This is a genomic window from Arthrobacter sp. 05N428_2 (assembly GCF_056397065.1).
The window spans coordinates 210,540-226,519 of sequence record NZ_JBFTMR010000007.1; the positions used below are offsets into that span (position 1 = coordinate 210,540).

14 protein-coding genes are annotated in these 15,980 nt (G+C 68.2%); 5 read left to right on the top strand and 9 right to left on the bottom strand.

Going from position 1 to position 15,980, the window contains the following annotated elements; translation table 11 throughout:
- Nucleotides 1–62: 62 nt before the first annotated feature.
- From AC1DGI_RS10395 to AC1DGI_RS10420, 6 genes are all read right to left on the bottom strand, one after another.
- Nucleotides 63–488 (bottom strand): heat shock protein transcriptional repressor HspR, encoded by a 426-nt coding sequence (locus AC1DGI_RS10395; RefSeq protein WP_441400073.1) that lies wholly within the window; start codon nt 486–488, stop codon nt 63–65.
- Nucleotides 489–498: 10 nt separating this feature from the next.
- Nucleotides 499–1,479, bottom strand: a complete 981-nt coding sequence (locus AC1DGI_RS10400; protein ID WP_441400071.1) for a DnaJ C-terminal domain-containing protein — start codon at nt 1,477–1,479, stop codon at nt 499–501.
- Nucleotides 1,480–1,657: 178 nt separating this feature from the next.
- A complete protein-coding gene (locus AC1DGI_RS10405) occupies nt 1,658–2,341 on the bottom strand; it encodes a nucleotide exchange factor GrpE (RefSeq protein WP_476898736.1) in 684 nt (227 codons plus the stop codon).
- A gap of 2 nt (nt 2,342–2,343) precedes the next feature.
- Nucleotides 2,344–4,203: a molecular chaperone DnaK gene (dnaK, locus tag AC1DGI_RS10410; protein WP_476898737.1), complete on the bottom strand. Its 1,860-nt coding sequence runs from the start codon at nt 4,201–4,203 to the stop codon at nt 2,344–2,346.
- A gap of 332 nt (nt 4,204–4,535) precedes the next feature.
- The gene (locus AC1DGI_RS10415; RefSeq protein WP_476898738.1) at nt 4,536–5,015 is read right to left on the bottom strand and encodes a hypothetical protein; all 480 of its coding nucleotides are present in this window, start codon (nt 5,013–5,015) and stop codon (nt 4,536–4,538) included.
- Between the two features lie 115 nt (nt 5,016–5,130).
- Nucleotides 5,131–5,871 carry a TetR/AcrR family transcriptional regulator gene (locus AC1DGI_RS10420; RefSeq protein ID WP_476898739.1) on the bottom strand — a complete coding sequence of 247 codons (741 nt, stop codon included), beginning with the start codon at nt 5,869–5,871 and terminating at the stop codon, nt 5,131–5,133.
- A gap of 121 nt (nt 5,872–5,992) precedes the next feature.
- On the opposite strand from AC1DGI_RS10420, the gene AC1DGI_RS10425 reads away from it, so the two are divergent.
- A complete protein-coding gene (locus AC1DGI_RS10425; protein WP_476898740.1) occupies nt 5,993–6,925 on the top strand; it encodes an NAD-dependent epimerase/dehydratase family protein in 933 nt (310 codons plus the stop codon).
- Nucleotides 6,926–6,965: 40 nt separating this feature from the next.
- On the opposite strand, the gene AC1DGI_RS10430 is transcribed toward AC1DGI_RS10425, so the two are convergent.
- Entirely contained in the window at nt 6,966–9,179 is a 2,214-nt protein-coding gene (locus AC1DGI_RS10430; RefSeq protein WP_476898741.1) for an MMPL family transporter, read from the bottom strand.
- Nucleotides 9,180–9,406: 227 nt separating this feature from the next.
- Here AC1DGI_RS10430 and AC1DGI_RS10435 point away from each other — a divergent pair, with 227 nt between their 5' ends.
- The 4 genes from AC1DGI_RS10435 (at nt 9,407) to AC1DGI_RS10450 (ending at nt 12,527) form a co-directional block, all read left to right on the top strand.
- Complete coding sequence (locus AC1DGI_RS10435) at nt 9,407–9,907, top strand: MarR family winged helix-turn-helix transcriptional regulator (protein WP_441401421.1); 501 nt, start codon at nt 9,407–9,409, stop codon at nt 9,905–9,907.
- An 81-nt stretch (nt 9,908–9,988) separates the two neighbouring features.
- Complete coding sequence (locus AC1DGI_RS10440) at nt 9,989–10,804, top strand: class I SAM-dependent methyltransferase (RefSeq protein WP_476898742.1); 816 nt, start codon at nt 9,989–9,991, stop codon at nt 10,802–10,804.
- A gap of 593 nt (nt 10,805–11,397) precedes the next feature.
- On the top strand, nt 11,398–11,865 hold the full coding sequence (locus AC1DGI_RS10445) for a hypothetical protein (protein ID WP_476898743.1): 468 nt from the start codon (nt 11,398–11,400) through the stop codon (nt 11,863–11,865).
- Nucleotides 11,866–11,975: 110 nt separating this feature from the next.
- A complete protein-coding gene (locus tag AC1DGI_RS10450; RefSeq protein WP_476898744.1) occupies nt 11,976–12,527 on the top strand; it encodes a dihydrofolate reductase family protein in 552 nt (183 codons plus the stop codon).
- Between the two features lie 37 nt (nt 12,528–12,564).
- Here the strand turns inward: AC1DGI_RS10450 and AC1DGI_RS10455 are convergent, their stop codons facing one another.
- Both AC1DGI_RS10455 and AC1DGI_RS10460 read right to left on the bottom strand, forming a co-directional pair.
- The gene (locus tag AC1DGI_RS10455; protein WP_476898745.1) at nt 12,565–14,568 is read right to left on the bottom strand and encodes a vWA domain-containing protein; all 2,004 of its coding nucleotides are present in this window, start codon (nt 14,566–14,568) and stop codon (nt 12,565–12,567) included.
- A gap of 20 nt (nt 14,569–14,588) precedes the next feature.
- Nucleotides 14,589–15,977 (bottom strand): sigma 54-interacting transcriptional regulator, encoded by a 1,389-nt coding sequence (locus tag AC1DGI_RS10460; protein ID WP_441402439.1) that lies wholly within the window; start codon nt 15,975–15,977, stop codon nt 14,589–14,591.
- Between the last annotated feature and the right edge of the window lie 3 nt (nt 15,978–15,980).

A 15,980-nucleotide genomic window follows, 5' to 3' on the forward strand; every position in this document is an offset into this window, starting at 1 on the left:
CACGCGGTGGCGCACGGCCTGCACATTCATGCTAGTCCAGTGCCTCTAATCCGGCCTGCGGCCTACTTGTCCAACGCGCCGGGGCGCCACACCACGAGGGCCTGCGACCGGGCCCGGGGCCGCTGGCCGCGGGCCAGCGTGACGACGTCGCCGGCCGCCCCGGCGGCGAAGATGCGGGAGTCCAGCGGCCGCCGCCGCCGGCCGACTTCCTCGGTCAGCTCGGCCACTCGGTTCTGCAGCGCGGCAACCTGGTTTTCCAGCTGCAGGATCCTTTTGATGCCCTCCAGCGAGACGCCCTCCTGGGAGAGCCGCTGCACCTCGCGGAGCCTCGTCACGTCCCGTTGCGAGTAGCGCCGGGACTTGCCGGGGGCGCGGCTGGGCGAGACGATGCCGAGCCGGTCATACTGGCGCAGCGTCTGCGGGTGCATGTCCGCCAGTTCCGCGGCGACGGAGATAACGAAAATCGGCTGGTCGAACTCGATGTCCACGGCAGGACTCCTAGAGCCGGGCCTTGGCTGCCAGGCCGTCGCGGACATCCTCGCCGGCGGTCGCCGCAGCGAAGGCCTTCACGGCCTCTTCAGCGTCCTTGTTCAGCTTCTTCGGCACGGCGACGTCGATGGTTACCAGCAGGTCTCCGGTGGCCTTGGTGTGCTTGACGCCGCGCCCCTTGACGCGGAGGGTCCGGCCGGTGGGTGTACCGGCGGGAACCCGGACTTTGACCTTCTCGCCGTCGATCGTCGGGACCTCGATGTCGGCGCCCAGGGCGGCCTCCGCGAAGGTGACCGGGACGTGGATGCGCAGGTTGTCGCCGTCGCGGGTGTAGAAATCGTGCGGCTTCACGCCGACCGTGACCATAAGGTCGCCGTTGCCGGCCGGACCGTACTGGCCCTTGCCGCGGACCCGGACTTTTTGGCCGTCTTTGATGCCGGCCGGGATGCGCACGTCGATGACTTCGCCGTCCGGCTCCCGCAGCCCGATGGTGGTTCCCCGGATGGATCCGGCGAACGAAATACTGGTTGAGGCGGTGCGGTCGGCGCCCTTCTGGGGTGCGCGCTGGAAGGACTGTCCGCCGCCAAAGCCGCCGCCGCCAAAGAGGTCGGCGAACTCGGGCGGGATGCCGCCGGAGGTGCTGTAGCCGCCGGAGTGCCGGCCGCCGCCGCCGGTGAAGAGGCCGCCGAAGAGATCCTCAAAGCCCGCGCCGCCACCGGCTCCGCCTGCGCCGCCGGGCGCAAAGCGCGCCCCGCCGCCCATCGCCCGGATGGCGTCGTACTGCTGGCGCTCATCGGCGTCGGAGAGTACGGAGTAGGCCTCGGAGATGTCCTTGAACTTCTTCTCCGAGGCAGTGTCCCCCGCGTTGGTATCCGGGTGGTGCTTCCGCGCCAGCTTCCGGTACGCCTTCTTGATATCAGCATCAGAAGCGTCCTTGGCAACACCAAGGATCTTATAGAAGTCCTTGTCCACCCAATCCTGGCTAGCCAATGGCGTTTCCTTTCAAAGTACAAAACTATAAGGCGAGACTACCGCTGAGCGCCGAAGCGGATGAGGGGGCCCGGGAGTGGCTTCGGGCCTGCCGGAGCGTGGCGGCTGTGGTCCGCAGGACCATAGCCGCCACGCGCAGGGGCGGGGCCCCCTCATCCGCGAAGGCGCGGTGGTGATGCTACGCCGGTACCGCCACGATGACCTGCGCTGCCCGGAGCACCCGGTCGCCGGCCCGGTAGCCGGAGCGGAGGACCTGGCTGACGGTGTCGGTTTCGACGTCCTGGCCGGGCTGCTGGATGAGGGCCTCGTGGATCGTGGGATCGAACTCCACTCCGGTCTCATCGATGCGCACCAGACCGTACGTCTTCAGCGTGTTCTCCAGCTTCACGGCGATCGCGGCGAAGGGGCCGTCGGCGAGGTCGCCATGTTGCCGGGCGGCGTCGACGTCGTCCAGCACCGGCAGCAGGGAGTTCAGGACGCCGATGACGGCCATCTCCCCTGCCACGGCGCGGTCGCGTTCGACGCGCTTGCGGTAGTTGACGTACTCGGCCTGCAGGCGGCGGAGGTCGTTCTTCAGTTCCTCCGCCTCCCCGGCGCTGACGCCTTGGGCCACCGATTCGGCCGCCGGAACGTCCACGCCGTTAAGGATGTCCTCGGCCTGGGACAGTGCGTCCCCGGACTCCGGTTGCCCTGCGCTGGCGCGCTCCTGGTCGGGGTGGCGTGCCTGGCCGGTCTTTGGATCAACCTTTCGGTTGTCGTGGATCACCGGCTTCTGGCTGTCGTCCCGGTTGCCGTCCTGCCGCTGCTCGTCGCGGCGGTCCCCGGAAGCGCTGTGCTCTTCTTCGTTACCGTGGTGCGGCATGGCTACTTCTTCTCGTCTTCGTCAACGATCTCGGCGTCAACGATGTCCTCGTCGGAAGCCGCGTGCTCGGCGGCCGGAGCACCCTGGGCGCCGGCGGCGCCGTCTGCGGCTCCGGGCTGGGCGTAGATAGCCTCGCCGAGCTTGGTCTGGGAAGCCTGAAGCTTCTCAAACGCGGTCTTGACGGCGGCGTCGTCCGTGCCTTCCAGCGCTGCCTTGAGGGCGTCGACGTCGGCCTGGACCTCGGTCTTGACCTCTTCCGGCAGCTTGTCGGCGTTGTCGGCGATCAGCTTGTCCACGGAGTAGGCGAGCTGCTCCGCAGTGTTGCGGGTGTCGGTCGCCTCGCGGCGGGCCTTGTCCTCTGCCGCGTGCTCCTCGGCGTCGCGGACCATGCGGTCGATGTCCTCCTTGGAGAGGCTGGAGCCGCCCGTAATGGTCATCGACTGCTCCTTGCCGGTGCCCTTGTCCTTCGCGGAGACGTGAACAATGCCGTTCGCGTCGATGTCGAAGGTGACCTCGACCTGCGGGACGCCGCGCGGAGCCGGCGCGATGCCGGTCAGCTCGAAGGTGCCCAGCGGCTTGTTGTCGCGGGTGAACTCGCGTTCGCCCTGGAAGACCTGGATCGCGACGGACGGCTGGTTGTCGTCAGCGGTGGTGAAGGTTTCGCTGCGCTTGGTGGGGATGGCCGTGTTGCGCTCGATCAGGTGCGTCATGACACCGCCCTTGGTCTCGATGCCCAGGGACAGCGGGGTGACGTCGATCAGCAGCACGTCCTTGCGCTCGCCCTTCAGGACACCGGCCTGCAGCGCGGCGCCGACGGCGACGACCTCGTCCGGGTTGACGCCCTTGTTCGGCTCCTTGCCGCCGGCCAGTTCCTTGACCAGCTCGGAGACGGCGGGCATGCGGGTGGAACCGCCGACCAGCACGATGTGGTCGATGTCGGACAGCTTGATGCCGGCTTCCTTGATGACATCGTGGAACGGCTTCTTGGTGCGCTCGAGCAGGTCCTTGGTCAGGTCCTGGAACTTGGCACGGGTCAGCTGCTCGTCCAGGTGGACCGGGCCGTCGGGGGTGACGGAGAGGTACTGGAGGGAGACGTTGGTGCTCGAGGAGGAGGAGAGCTCCTTCTTGGCCTGCTCTGAAGCCTCACGCAGGCGCTGCAGGGCGATCTTGTCCTTGGACAGGTCGATGCCCTTGACCTTGAGCTGGTTCAGCAGGTAATCCACGACGCGCTGGTCCCAGTCGTCGCCGCCGAGTCGGTTGTCACCGGCGGTGGAGCGGACCTGGATGGTGGAGAAGTCGTCTTCGTCCTTGCCTACTTCGAGGAGGGAGACGTCGAACGTTCCGCCACCGAGGTCGAAGACCAGGATGAGTTCGTCTTCCTTGCCCTTGTCCAGACCGTAGGCCAGGGCGGCCGCGGTCGGCTCGTTGACGATGCGGAGGACCTTGAGGCCCGCGATTTCGCCGGCTTCCTTGGTGGCCTGGCGCTCGGCGTCGTTGAAGTACGCGGGGACGGTGATCACGGCGTCGGTGACCTTCTCACCCAGGTACGATTCGGCGTCGTTCTTGAGCTTCATCAGGATGCGGGCGGAGATTTCCTGCGCGGTGTACTTCTTGTCGTCGATCGCGACGCTCCAGTCGGTGCCCATGTGGCGCTTGACCGAAGCGATGGTGCGGTCGATGTTGTTGACGGCCTGGCGCTTGGCAATCTCGCCGACCAGGACCTCGCCTGACTTGGAAAATGCAACAACCGACGGCGTGGTGCGGCCACCCTCGGCGTTGGCAATGACGGTGGGCTCGCCACCTTCGAGAACGGAGACGACGGAGTTCGTGGTTCCGAGGTCAATACCTACTGCTCGTGACATGTGTTGCTTCCTTCTTTCCGTGGAAACCTGCTGGCCCCGGCCATCGGACTGCCCGGCGACCGGGCCATACCCGGGGATCGAGCCCGTCGATTACGAGGCGCGCTCACCTATTGAGCGCTCTGCACTCAACTTTACAGAACGTCATTCCGATGTCAAACCAAAGTTGAGTCAACGCGACTCAACTTCGCCGAATGGGCCGGCGGGCGGGGCCCTGCTTGGCCGCGACAGCCCGGAATTCCCGGGTTTTCGGGCAACGCAAGGACGATTGCCGGGAGGTTTCGCTCTGCGAGAACGGGCCGGATCCCGCTCGCGGCGAGGGTTTCGCCGAGGATCTACAGGCCGTCGCGGCCGGCGTCATCCCGGACCGTGCCATCCCGCCCCACGCGCTCGTCCTCGGCTGCACCTGAAGAGCGGCGGCCGGTCCGCCCGGCACCCGCGGCGCCAGCGGCACCGTAGTCACCTTCGGGGTACTCGCCTTCCTCCCCCGCGGCGGCGTCGGGACCCGTGGCGCCGGCCCGGCCGTAGTCGCCTTCGGGGTAATCCCCCTCCTCGGTGCCAATCGTCGAGCCGGTGGCCACGCCGGCGTTGCCGTAGTCCCCCTCGGCGTAACCGCCTTCGGGAGCACCGGCCGGGTTCTCCCCCGCTACGCCAGCATCGCCGTAGTCGCCCTCGACGTACTGGCCGGCGTCGGCTTCCAGCCCCGGAACTTCGGCGGGCTGCTCTTCGCCGGTCTGCTTTTCTGCGGCTGAAGCCGCGGTCGCACCGCCGCGTTCCTGCGCTGCCGTTTGGTCAAACCCACTGTTTTCAGACATGTTTGGATCCCTCCTGCAAGCGTTGGGCACCCGCTTGGGCGCAGTCGCAGTCTATCGAGCGGCACAGGGCGGCAACAGGGGTCCGGCGCACACGCGGCGCGGAAAGTTGCCGTCTCTAGGCCCGCAGCCCGAGCAGCCGCGCCAGCACCGCCAAATGGCGCTCGAACAGCTCGTCGCCCGCCGCGAAGGTGTCCGCACCGTACTGGCCAAAGACTTCGAAACTGACGGCGCCAAACAGCGACGTCCAGACCAGCGCACCCGTCGCCAGCGCCGCATCGGGCACGGCCAGCCCCATCTCGCCGCGGATTTTCGCCAGGTCCGCCGCTAGCGGTGCCGTCACCACGACGGCAGAGGCTCCCGGGCCCGCCTCGGAGAGCTCGCCGGCCCGCCACGCACCGTCCAGGATGGCCATCAAGGCGACGACCACCCGCGTTCCGGGGCCAATGGTCCGCCCCGCCGGCGCGCTGTAGCCGGGCACCGGGCTGCCGAAAAGCAGCGCGTAGCTGGCTGGCTGCACCAACGCCCAGCTCCGGACGGCGGTCCCCAGCGCCTTGAACCTCCCGGTGAAATCACCCTCCGGACGGACTGCGACGGCGGCATCCACGGCGTCGCCCAGTTCGTTGTAGGCGTCGACGAGCAGCAGGGTCAGCAACTCTTCGCGGCTTTCCACGTACCGGTAGACCGCGGAAGAGACCACGCCGAGGTCCCGGGCGACGGCGCGCAGGGACAGTGCGGCGGCCCCATGGAGGGCCAGGTGCTCCCGGCCGATGCGCACAATGTCCTCCAGGGTCCGCGCACGGGCCCGCTCCCGGGGCGTGCGCGGGGCGGTTCCTGCGGCGAGGCCATCGTCAGTCATGGGTCCAGCATCGCACAATGCAGAGCGGTGTCAACAATTGCGAGCAGTGCTCTTGACTGGAGGCGGCCGTGGTGTGCAGACTTGGGAGAGCAGCGCTCTCAAAACTCTTGGAGGAGAAGTCATGAACGATCTGTACGTTGTCACTGGAGCAGGGCCGGTTGGCTGGACTGTGGCAGAACAGTTGGCCGAGCAAGGCAAACGCGTAAGAGTCCTGACGCGCTCGGGCAGCGGCCCGGAGCATCCGCTGGTGGAGCGGGTCGTGGCAGACGTTCAGGACCCTGCCCTGGTCCGGGCCGCCGTTTCGGGTGCGGCCGCCGTCTTCCACTGCATCCACGGCTCGTCCTACACTGCGGACGCGTGGCGGGCGGAGCTTCCCGGGGCAGAACAGGCGGTGCTGGCTGCAGCGGGAGAGGCGGGCGCCGTCGTCGCCTTTCCCGAAAGCCTCTACTCCTACAGCGAGCCGGAACGCCCGATGACCGAGGCGGGTCCGCGAGCGGCCCAGGGCGGAAAGCGGGGGGTCCGTACCGACCTGCTCCGGGCCAGGGAAGTCTCGTCAACCAACACCGTCACCATGGTCGCGGGCGACTTCTTTGGGCCACGCGTCAGGACCTCACATGGCGGCGAGCGGATGGTCCGGCCGGTCTTGGCTGGAAAGAAGTTGTGGGTGATCGGCAGCGCCGACCAGCCGCACGCCTTCACCTATGTGCCCGACCTGGCGGCCGCAATGATCCACGCCGCCCAGGCGCCGGAGCTGTGGAACAAGGTATGGCACACACCCTCCGTACCGGCCGTTACGCAGCGGCAGCTGGCAGCGGCGTTCGCTGAAGCTGCAGGCGCCGCAAAGCCCAAAGTTGGCGCCGTACCGGGGTGGGCACTCCGGGCCTTTGGCTTGTTCGCACCGGGTATGCGGGAGGTGGCCGAGATGCTCTACCAGTTCGAGAAGCCGTTCGTGATGGACTCCGCCGCCAGCCAGGCCGGCCTGGGGCTGCGGCCAACCCCGCTCAAGGAAGCAGCCGCCGCCACCGTGGCCTGGTGGGGGGACCAGGGACGGTGACGACGGCTGCGGTCGTGGGTTCCGGGGAGCGGGGTTCCGGTCAGCGGACGCCTGCCTCCGCGGATTCGGGCTCCGCGGCGGCCGGACGGGCAGCGGCGGCGTCGGTCTCGGGACGCCCCAGCTTGCCCGGCCACCAGATCCGCGGGCCGATGTCGTACGCCAGGGCGGGGACCAGCAGGGAGCGGACCAGGATGGTGTCCAGCAGCACACCGAAGGCCACGATGAACGCCAGCTGCACCAGGAACATGATGGGGATGACTCCCAGCGCCGCGAAGGTGGCCGCGAGCACCACACCGGCGGAGGTGATCACCCCGCCCGTGACGCCCAGGCCGCGCAGGATGCCGGGCCGGGTGCCGTGCTTGATGGATTCCTCCCGGACCCGGCTCATCAGGAAGATGTTGTAGTCCACTCCGAGGGCAACCAGGAAGACGAAGCCGAAGAGCGGGACGGTGGCATCGGCGCCCGGGAACCCGAAGATGTGGTTGAACACGACGGCCGAGACGCCCATGGCAGCGCCGTAGGAAAGGACCACGGAGAGGACCAGCAGGACCGGGGCCAGCACGGAGCGCAGCAGCAGCATCAGGATCACGAGGATGACCGCGAGGATCACAGGGATGATGGTGACGAGGTCCCGCTGGGCGGTGGTGTTCGTGTCCAGGGCGGTCGCGGTCACGCCGCCCACCAGGGCGCCGTCGTCGATCTTCTTGAGTTCCTGGCGGAGCGACACCACCGCATTTTCGGCCTCGCTGGAGTCGGCGGCGAAGTTCAGCGTCGCGTTGATCAGCACCTTGCCGTCCCGGACGGCCGGGGCTGTCGGGGCGCCGGGGACCCCGGGCGCGCCGCTGACGATCGGCACGCTGCCCTCGGCCAGCAAATAGGCCTCACCGACGCCGTCACTCGTCTTGGTTTTAGCCAGCACGTCCTGCGCCTTCGCCTCATCGGCGACGATGACGGCCGGGCTGCCGGAGCCGGCGTCGAAGTGGCGGGCCAGCGCATCCTGGCCGTCGACGGCGTTGGAGGCCGTGAGGATGACGTCGGTCTGCGGGACGCCGTTGGCCTTGAGCTGCAGGACGCCGGCCGAGGCAACCAGGAGCAGCAACACGGAGGCGACCCAGACGGTCCGGGGCCGGCGGGAAACTAGCGAGCCGGTGGCGCGCCAAAGGCCCTTCTGGCCCTCAAGCCCGGTGACGAGTTCAGGCTCGCGCTCAGTCTCCGGGAGCAGCTTGGGGCGGAACGGCCAGAACGCGGCCCGGCCGAGCAGTGCCATCATCGCGGGCAGCAGGGTCAGGGCGGCGAAGAGCGAACACAGAATTCCTGCTGCCGCCACGGGTCCGAGTCCCTTGTTGGAATTGAGGTCGGAGAACAGCAGGCACAACAGGGCGATGATGACGGTTGCGCCGGAAGCCAGGATGGGCTCCCAGGACTTCTTCCACGCCGTCAGGGCGGCGGCCGTGCGGTTGGTGGTGTGCGTCAGGGCCTCGCGGAAGCGGGCCACATAGAGCAGCGCGTAGTCCGTGGCGGCGCCGATCACCAGGATGGAGAGGATTCCCTGGCTTTGTCCGTTGAGCTGGATCCAGCCCAGCTTAGCCATGCCGAAGACCAGGAGGATCGCGGCGCAGAGCGCGAAGACCGAGGTGAAGAGGACGGTAATCGGCAGCAGCAGCGAGCGGTAGACGACCAGCAGGATCAGGAACACGGCCCCGAGGGCGACGAGCAGCAGGATACCGTCGATGCCTGCGAACGCGCTGACGAGGTCTGCGGCGAGGCCGGCAGGCCCGGTAACAAAGGTCCGCATTCCCTCCGGCGCGGATGCGGCCACCTCCGTCCGGAGCTCTTTAATGACGTCCTTGACCACGCCGGAGGAACCGATGGGGACCACGAACTGCACAGCCTTCGAATCCTTGGACGGGATCGGACCAATCACGGTGCTGCCGACTTTCAGGGCCTCCAGCTTGCCCTTAAGCGCGGCCGCCTGGCCCAGCTGTTCCTTCGTGAAGGCCGAATCGCCCTCGACCACAATGACGGCCGGGATCTCTTTGGTGTCGCGGAACTTGGCCTGCCAGTCCTGCGCCGCGGTCGCCTCGGCACTAGCCGGCAGGAAGGACGCCTGGTCGTTGGAGGAGACCTCGCTCAGGCGCCCGAAGGTGGGGCCGCCGACCCCCGCAATGGCCAGCCAGGCGACTACGAGCACAACCGGAACCAGCCAGCGCAGCCAGAACGGAACACGGGGGGTGTGCTTGAGGTTGGGTTTCATGACGTCCTTCGGGTGCGGCCTCGGAAGAGTAAGATTGAATCCATCATAGACTATCTCCATTGTGGAGATAAAGTGTGGAGATAGGCAGCTTGGAGACAACCAGCTTTAGCTGACTTGCGCGGACCGGATCCCGGCCGGCGCGCCCTGCAGTAAACTCCGGAGGGCGCAGCGGACGGGGAATGTCCCGGCCCGCGACGGAAGAAAGCAAGCATTAGAGGAGGCCGGCCGTGACAGAAGCTTCAGGACGCCCGGACGCCGCAGGACCTCCGCCGTTGGTCCACCTGCTCCAGGAGTTCAGCCTCGAGGCCAACCGCTACGTGGATGCGGCCGGCGGCAGCAACGACATGCACCGCACGGACCTCAACGCCCTGGCCGTGATCATGCAGCACACCGCGAAGAACCAGGTGGTCACCCCGGGTGTGCTCCGCAAGGAACTGCACCTCAGCTCGCCTGCCACCACGGCCCTGATCGACCGGCTGGACAAGTCCGGCCATGTGGTCCGGGAACGCCAGGGCACGGACCGCCGGCAGGTGCAGCTCCGGATGACCCCGAAGGCCTACCGCGACGGCGGCGCCATGTTCCGGCCGCTCGCCCGGCACATGGGTGCGGCGCTGCAACGCTTCACGCCGGAGGAACTGGAAGTCGCGACCCGGTTCATGACTGCAATGATCGACGCGACGGTCCGGGCCGGGGAAGAAGCGGCCGCTCCCCCAACTGACTCCCATTAGTTGTCGCTTTCAGGCCTCTAAACGGCAACAAGTGCGGGTCAGTTGGGGCGTTTCCGGACGCGGACGGCGTAGCGTTTCCCTATGAGTGCCCAGCAGCCCGACGACGTCTACACCCACGGCCACCACGAGTCGGTGGTCCGCGCGCACGCATCCCGGACGGCGGAGAACTCCGCCGCGTTCGTGCTCCCGTACCTGACCGAGGGGGTGTCGGTGCTCGACGTCGGCTGCGGACCGGGCAGCATCACCTGCGATTTCGCCGGACTCGTCGCCCCCGGCGAGGTCACCGGCCTGGACCGCTCACCCGATGTCATCAGCCACGCGAGCGCCCTGGCCACCGAGCGCGGAGTGTCCAACGTCCGCTTTGTTGCCGGCAACATCTATGACCTTGATTTCGAAGACGAGTCGTTCGACGTCGTGCACGCGCACCAGGTGCTGCAGCACCTCACTGATCCGGTCGCCGCGCTCCGGGAGATGCGCCGGGTGGCCAAAGCCGGCGGGATCGTGGCCGTCCGCGACGCCGACTTCCACGGCATGAGCTGGTATCCCGCCGTCCCGGAGCTGGACGAATGGATGGAGCTCTACCAGCGGATCGCGCGTCGGAACGGTGCCGAGCCGGACGCCGGGCGGCGGCTCGTGTCGTGGGCACAGGCAGCCGGGTTCACCGACGTCGCGCCGACCAGCAGCAATTGGTTGTACGCGACCGCGCAGCAACGGCGCTGGCAGGCCCGGGTTTGGGGCGAGCGGGTGCTGCACTCGGCCTTCGCGGACCAGGCCCTCGAGTACGGTTTCGCCACGGCGGCAGACCTGGCCCGGATCTCCGCGGGCTGGCACCGCTGGGGTTCCACGGACGACGGCTGGTTCCTGATCCCGAACGGCGAAGTGATCGCGCGGGCCTGAGGAGTGGCGGCCGGGACAGGACGAGGCGGTTGGCGGCAGCCCACACAGGACGAGACCGCCTAGCCCCCGGAGCCGTACTGTCGCCCGCCTGCCGGACGCGGCCACCCCTGTTACGGGCGTGCCCACACCATTTGCCAAATATGGCCGGTTTGACACGGCCAGAGCGGCCATCTGTGGCAAACGGCCGGCGCGGTTTGCGTTCCGCGGACGACGGCGGGCTCCCCACTCCCGCCCGCAAAGGATCGACGGGGACTGAGCGACCGGGCCTTGTCCACATAGCCGCAGGCGTCCCGGACGGGTCCGGGCACGTTTTTCTAGCATCTGAACGTGATCATCGGCCCGTGCGCGCTCTTACTTCGACCAGTATCCGAGCCATGATGACCTCCCAAGGACCATGTTCCACTGGTCGCATTCGAGGCGGGGCAAGTGTGGCTGAGAGCGTTCGACTGACGGGCTCGAACCTGTGACTGCACCGGGGCCTTCACAGCACCGCCACAGTGGCACCAAAGTCGTGCCAAATCTCCGCGGCCGAAGCTGGATACAGGCCGAAGCTCGGCCGGCCCGGGATTCGGGCCCAGCAAAGGAGACACATCATGGCAAGAATCAACAAGGCCAGAGCGGCCATCATGCTCGCCGCGGTCGTCGGCGGGGGCGCCATTGGCGCTTCAGCCCTCCCAGCGATGGCCGCCGACACCACCGGCAGCACATCGTCGAGCTCGACCACCGCGGGCAACGGCTACGGAACCGAAGGCAGCGGAACCGGGGCTCCCGGCGGGCAGCACCAGGCCAACGGCAAGACCGAGGAGATCCTCACCGGCGACACCGCCGCGAAGGTCCAGGCAGCCGTCAAGGCCGCACAGCCCGACGCGACGATCGAACGGATGGAAACCGACGCCGACGGCGCTACCTACGAAGCCCACATCACCAAGGCCGATGGCACGCACGCCACCGTACTGTTCGATACGAACTTCAACATCACCGGGACGCAGGACCAGGGCCAGGACGGTCCGGGCGGCGGAGGGCACGATGCGGCCTCGGAAGGCGCTGCCACCAACGGCTGACCCGCTGCTGGCGGCTGCCCCGGATCGCGGTTTGGCCGCGGTTTGGGGTATTCCCTGCCTCAAGATCTGCCGCTAGGGTGCAGTCAAAGACCCAGCGACGAGGAGAACCCATGCGCAAAGTAACGGCCGGCCTGTTCAGTTCCGTGGACGGCGTGGTGGAAGACCCGTTCCGGTGGCAGTTCGACAGCTTCGACGAGGAGCTGGGGGCGGGCATGGGCGAGATGATGGGCCGGATCGACGCCGGGCTTTTGGGCCGCGTCGGCTACCAGCAGTGGGCGGAGTACTGGCCCAACGCAGAGGCCGACGCGGATTTCGGCGGCTTCATCAACCCGCTGCCCAAATTCGTGGCGTCCCGGACCCTCACCGGCGAGCTGGCTTGGCAAAATTCGCAGCTGATCGTCGGGCCGCTGGAAGACTTCGTCGCGGGCCTGAAGGACGGCGACGGGGGCGAAATCGGCGTCTTCAGCAGCATCTCGCTGGTCCGCCAACTGTTGTTCGCCGGGCTGCTCGACAGCCTGATGCTGATCGTCCATCCCGTGGTCGCGGGCACCGGCCGCAGGCTCTTCGCCGACGGCGACCCGCTCACCCGCCTGGAACTTCAGTCATCCCAGCAGACCAGCAAGGGCAACATGATCCTGAGCTACGGGCTCCGCGCCGGCTGACAAGCGCGTCCCTGACCCTGTGTCGTCGTCACGCCGCCTAGGAGGCCCAGTCGGCGTCGTCGTAACGCCTTCCACGGAAGTGCGCGCGCAGGTACTCCCCCACCACGGCGGCACCCAGGTCCCCGGTCTCGGGCGCGACGACTCGGCCGCCGACCCGGCGGACCACGCGCTGGACGAACTGCTCGAGGCCCGGGTCATGGCCGAGCCGGAAGACGGTGGCCTGCGTGCCGGCCCGCCCCAGCCGGTCGAGCTCGGCGACCGTGACGCGGATGGTTTCCGGGTCCGGCGGCCAGGAGAACCAGGACTCGCCGTCGGGCAACAGGTGTGCGGTGGGTTCGCCGTCGGTCACTACGAGCAGGACTGGCTGCATCGTCGGGTGCCGGCGGAAGAAGCGGTTGGCCAGCAGCAGACCGTGCTGCAGGTTGGTCCCTTGCTCCTGCCGCGCCGGCAGGGCGGTGAGCTCGCCAATGTCCATGGTCTGCGCGTAGCGGCCGAACGTGATCAGCTGCAGCCGGTCGCCGCGGAAACGGGTGGACACGAGGTGGTGCAAGGCGAGCGCGGTGCGTTTCATCGGCACCCACCGGCCCTCGGCTGCCATCGAGAACGACACATCGACCAGGAGGACGACGGCGGCCTGGGTGCGTGCCTCTGTTTCCGTCACCTCGATATCGTCAACGGCGAGGCGCAGCCCGCGGCCCGGATCGCCGCCGTCGGCGACCGTGCGGCTGATCGCATTGGTGATGGTGCGGGTGACGTCCCACGGCTCGGCGTCCCCGAACTGCCACTGGCGGCTGGAGCCGGTCTGCTCGCCGGCGGCGCCGGCGACGCGGGTCTCCCGTGGCCCCTGGCGGCCGGACAATTGCTTGGCGGTGTCCCGCAACAGCGTTCTGCCGAGCCGCCGCATGGCCTGCGGTGACAAGCGGAGATCGCCGTCGGCGCCGCGGCGCAGGAGGCCTCCGTCCTGCATGGCCCGCTCGATCTCGGCGAGGGCGCGGGCCGTCACGGCGGCATTCTGCCCTAGCTGGCGGGCCAGGGCGTCCAGATCCAGATCGTCCAGGCGCGATCCGTTGTAGGACTGGGAGAGCTGTTCGGCGAGCTCGTCGAGCTCGGCAAGGTCTTGAAGCACGCCGGTGCCGTCGCCCAGGCCCAGCCCCTCCTGGCCCTCGAAGCGTTCGGAACCGGTCCAGTCCTCGCCCGGGCGCAGGGCGCGCAGGCTTGAGTCGAGTTGGTCGAGCTGGGCCATGAGTTCCGGCGAGCCGAATGCCTGGGCGGACAGGCTCATCAGCTCCTCGCGCTGCTCCCGGGACATGGACTGCAGCAAGCGCTGGGCCGCTGCCGCGCGCTGGGCCAAGGCGTCGATCAACTCCTCGACGGACTGGGGGTTCTCCGGAAAGAATTGTCCGTGCCGGGCCATGAAGTCCTGGAAATCCGCGTCGGTGTCCTCGCCGCGCCGGTGCTTGTCCAGCAGCTCGTTGAGGTCGCCCAGCATCTCGCTCACAGCGGCGCGGTCCTCGTCGGTGGCGCCCTCAAGGGCCTGCTTCATGCCGGCGAACCGTTGGTCCAGGACCTCCCGCCCGAGCAACTCCTTGATCCGGTCATAGGCTTCCCGGGCTGTGGTGGACTGCCAATCGTAGGACGCGAGTTCGTTGACAGCTGCGGCCGTGGACGGCGGCAGGTTCTGCAGCTGCAGCTCCCGGAAGTCGCGGTCGGCGTTGTCCATCATGGCGTCGCGGGCCAGCTGCTTGCGCTCCTCCAGCACCGCGGTGTCGAGCAGTTTCCGGACCTCGTCCAGGGTGCCGTCCAACCGGTGGCGGTCCAGCAGTTCACGCCGGCGCTGCTGGACCCGGCCGGCGAGGTCGTCGAGCCCTTCCCGGTTCCGGCCACCGCGCCGCAGGAATTCCTGCAGGGCACTGCGGGGCGAGTAACCGGCCATGACGTCTTCGGCGACCGCGTCGAGCGCCTCCGCCAGGTCCACCGGCGGCGCCAGCGGATCGGGTCCCCCGGTGTACCGGCCGTACCTGGACCGGTTGTGAACGCCCATGATGCTGCCTATCCCTGGTGTCAGCCGTAGATGGTGGCCTCGTCGTCGGACTCCTTCGAAATCCGGCGTGCGAGGTAGAGGCCTTCCAGCGCCAGTTCGATTGCGGCGGCGCGCTGCCCGTCGTTTTTCGCGTCCAGCCGCCCGCTGATCTCGTCGTAGAGGCGCGAGCCGTTGAGGGCAGGAAGGTTTTCGAGAAACTCCCGCGCCGTGACCTGTTCCCCGGTCGTCACTGTCGTGTGGCCGTTCAGTGCCGCCACCAGCGGCCCGAGGTCGAGCCCGTGGTAGTGCGCCCGGACGGCTTCGGCGGTGGCCGTGCGCAGGAGGTGATCGAGGACGGCCTCTTCCCGCCCCTCTTCACCCGATTCGAACTCAATCTTGCCCGTGAGGACCTCCACGGCGCTCTCCAGGTCCACGATCCGCGCGACCGCCTCCTCTTCCCCGCGCATGCTGGCGCGGCGCCGCGCCGCCGCGGCGACGGTCTCGGCGCCCGCGATGGCGAACCGCGCCGACACCCCAGAGGTCTGGTTGATCGCCGGAGACAGCCGCAGCGCACGGGTGTAGCGGGCCAGGATCTCAAGAATGACGGGTGGCACGTCGGCCACAAGCCGGCCCTCCTGGTGGATGACGGCGACCTCGTCGTCCAGCTCTATCGGGTAGTGGGTGCGGATCTCGGCGCCGAAACGGTCCTTCAGCGGCGTGATGATCCGGCCGCGATTGGTGTAGTCCTCCGGGTTGGCGGACGCAACGACGAGCACGTCGAGCGGCAACCGCAGCACGTAGCCGCGGATCTGGATATCCCGCTCCTCCATCACGTTGAGCATCGCGACCTGGATCCGCTCGGCGAGGTCGGGAAGCTCGTTGATGGCGATGATGCCGCGGTTGGAGCGCGGCACGAGACCATAGTGGATGGTTTCCGGGTCCCCGAGCAGGCGCCCCTCGGCCACCCGCATAGGGTCAACGTCGCCGATCAGGTCGGCGACGGACGTGTCCGGCGTGGCGAGTTTCTCGACGTAGCGTTCGGAGCGGTGGCGCCACGCCACCCGCAGCCGATCGCCTTCGGCGAGCGCACTGGCACGGGAGTGCTCCGTGATCGGTTCGTAGGGATGTTCGTTCAGTTCCGATCCCTCGATCACCGGTGACCACTCGTCGAGCAGTCCCGCCAGCGTGCGGAGGAGCCGGGTCTTGCCCTGTCCCCGCTCACCAAGCAGAACGACGTCGTGCCCGGCGATCAAGGCCCGCTCAAGCTGCGGGAGGACGGTCCGGCCGAATCCGTAGATCCCGGGCCACGGATCGCGGCCGGCGGCGAGCGCCGCGAGCAGATTGTCGCGAATTTCGTGGCGCAGGTCTTTGTGCACGTGGCCGGAGGCACGCAGTTCGCCAACGGTGAAGATATCGGGGCGGTCACTCACCTC

Excerpts from the sequence above, each read along its gene's own strand:
- AC1DGI_RS10405 (WP_476898736.1), bottom strand. The coding sequence starts at position 2,341 with ATGCCGCACCACGGTAACGAAGAAGAGCACAGCGCTTCCGGGGACCGC.
- AC1DGI_RS10455 (WP_476898745.1), bottom strand. The coding sequence starts at position 14,568 with ATGGGCGTTCACAACCGGTCCAGGTACGGCCGGTACACCGGGGGACCC.
- AC1DGI_RS10445 (WP_476898743.1), top strand. The coding sequence starts at position 11,398 with ATGGCAAGAATCAACAAGGCCAGAGCGGCCATCATGCTCGCCGCGGTC.
- AC1DGI_RS10420 (WP_476898739.1), bottom strand. The coding sequence starts at position 5,871 with ATGACTGACGATGGCCTCGCCGCAGGAACCGCCCCGCGCACGCCCCGG.
- AC1DGI_RS10450 (WP_476898744.1), top strand. The coding sequence starts at position 11,976 with ATGCGCAAAGTAACGGCCGGCCTGTTCAGTTCCGTGGACGGCGTGGTG.
- AC1DGI_RS10440 (WP_476898742.1), top strand. The coding sequence starts at position 9,989 with ATGAGTGCCCAGCAGCCCGACGACGTCTACACCCACGGCCACCACGAG.
- AC1DGI_RS10425 (WP_476898740.1), top strand. The coding sequence starts at position 5,993 with ATGAACGATCTGTACGTTGTCACTGGAGCAGGGCCGGTTGGCTGGACT.
- AC1DGI_RS10415 (WP_476898738.1), bottom strand. The coding sequence starts at position 5,015 with ATGTCTGAAAACAGTGGGTTTGACCAAACGGCAGCGCAGGAACGCGGC.
- dnaK (WP_476898737.1), bottom strand. The coding sequence starts at position 4,203 with ATGTCACGAGCAGTAGGTATTGACCTCGGAACCACGAACTCCGTCGTC.
- AC1DGI_RS10430 (WP_476898741.1), bottom strand. The coding sequence starts at position 9,179 with ATGAAACCCAACCTCAAGCACACCCCCCGTGTTCCGTTCTGGCTGCGC.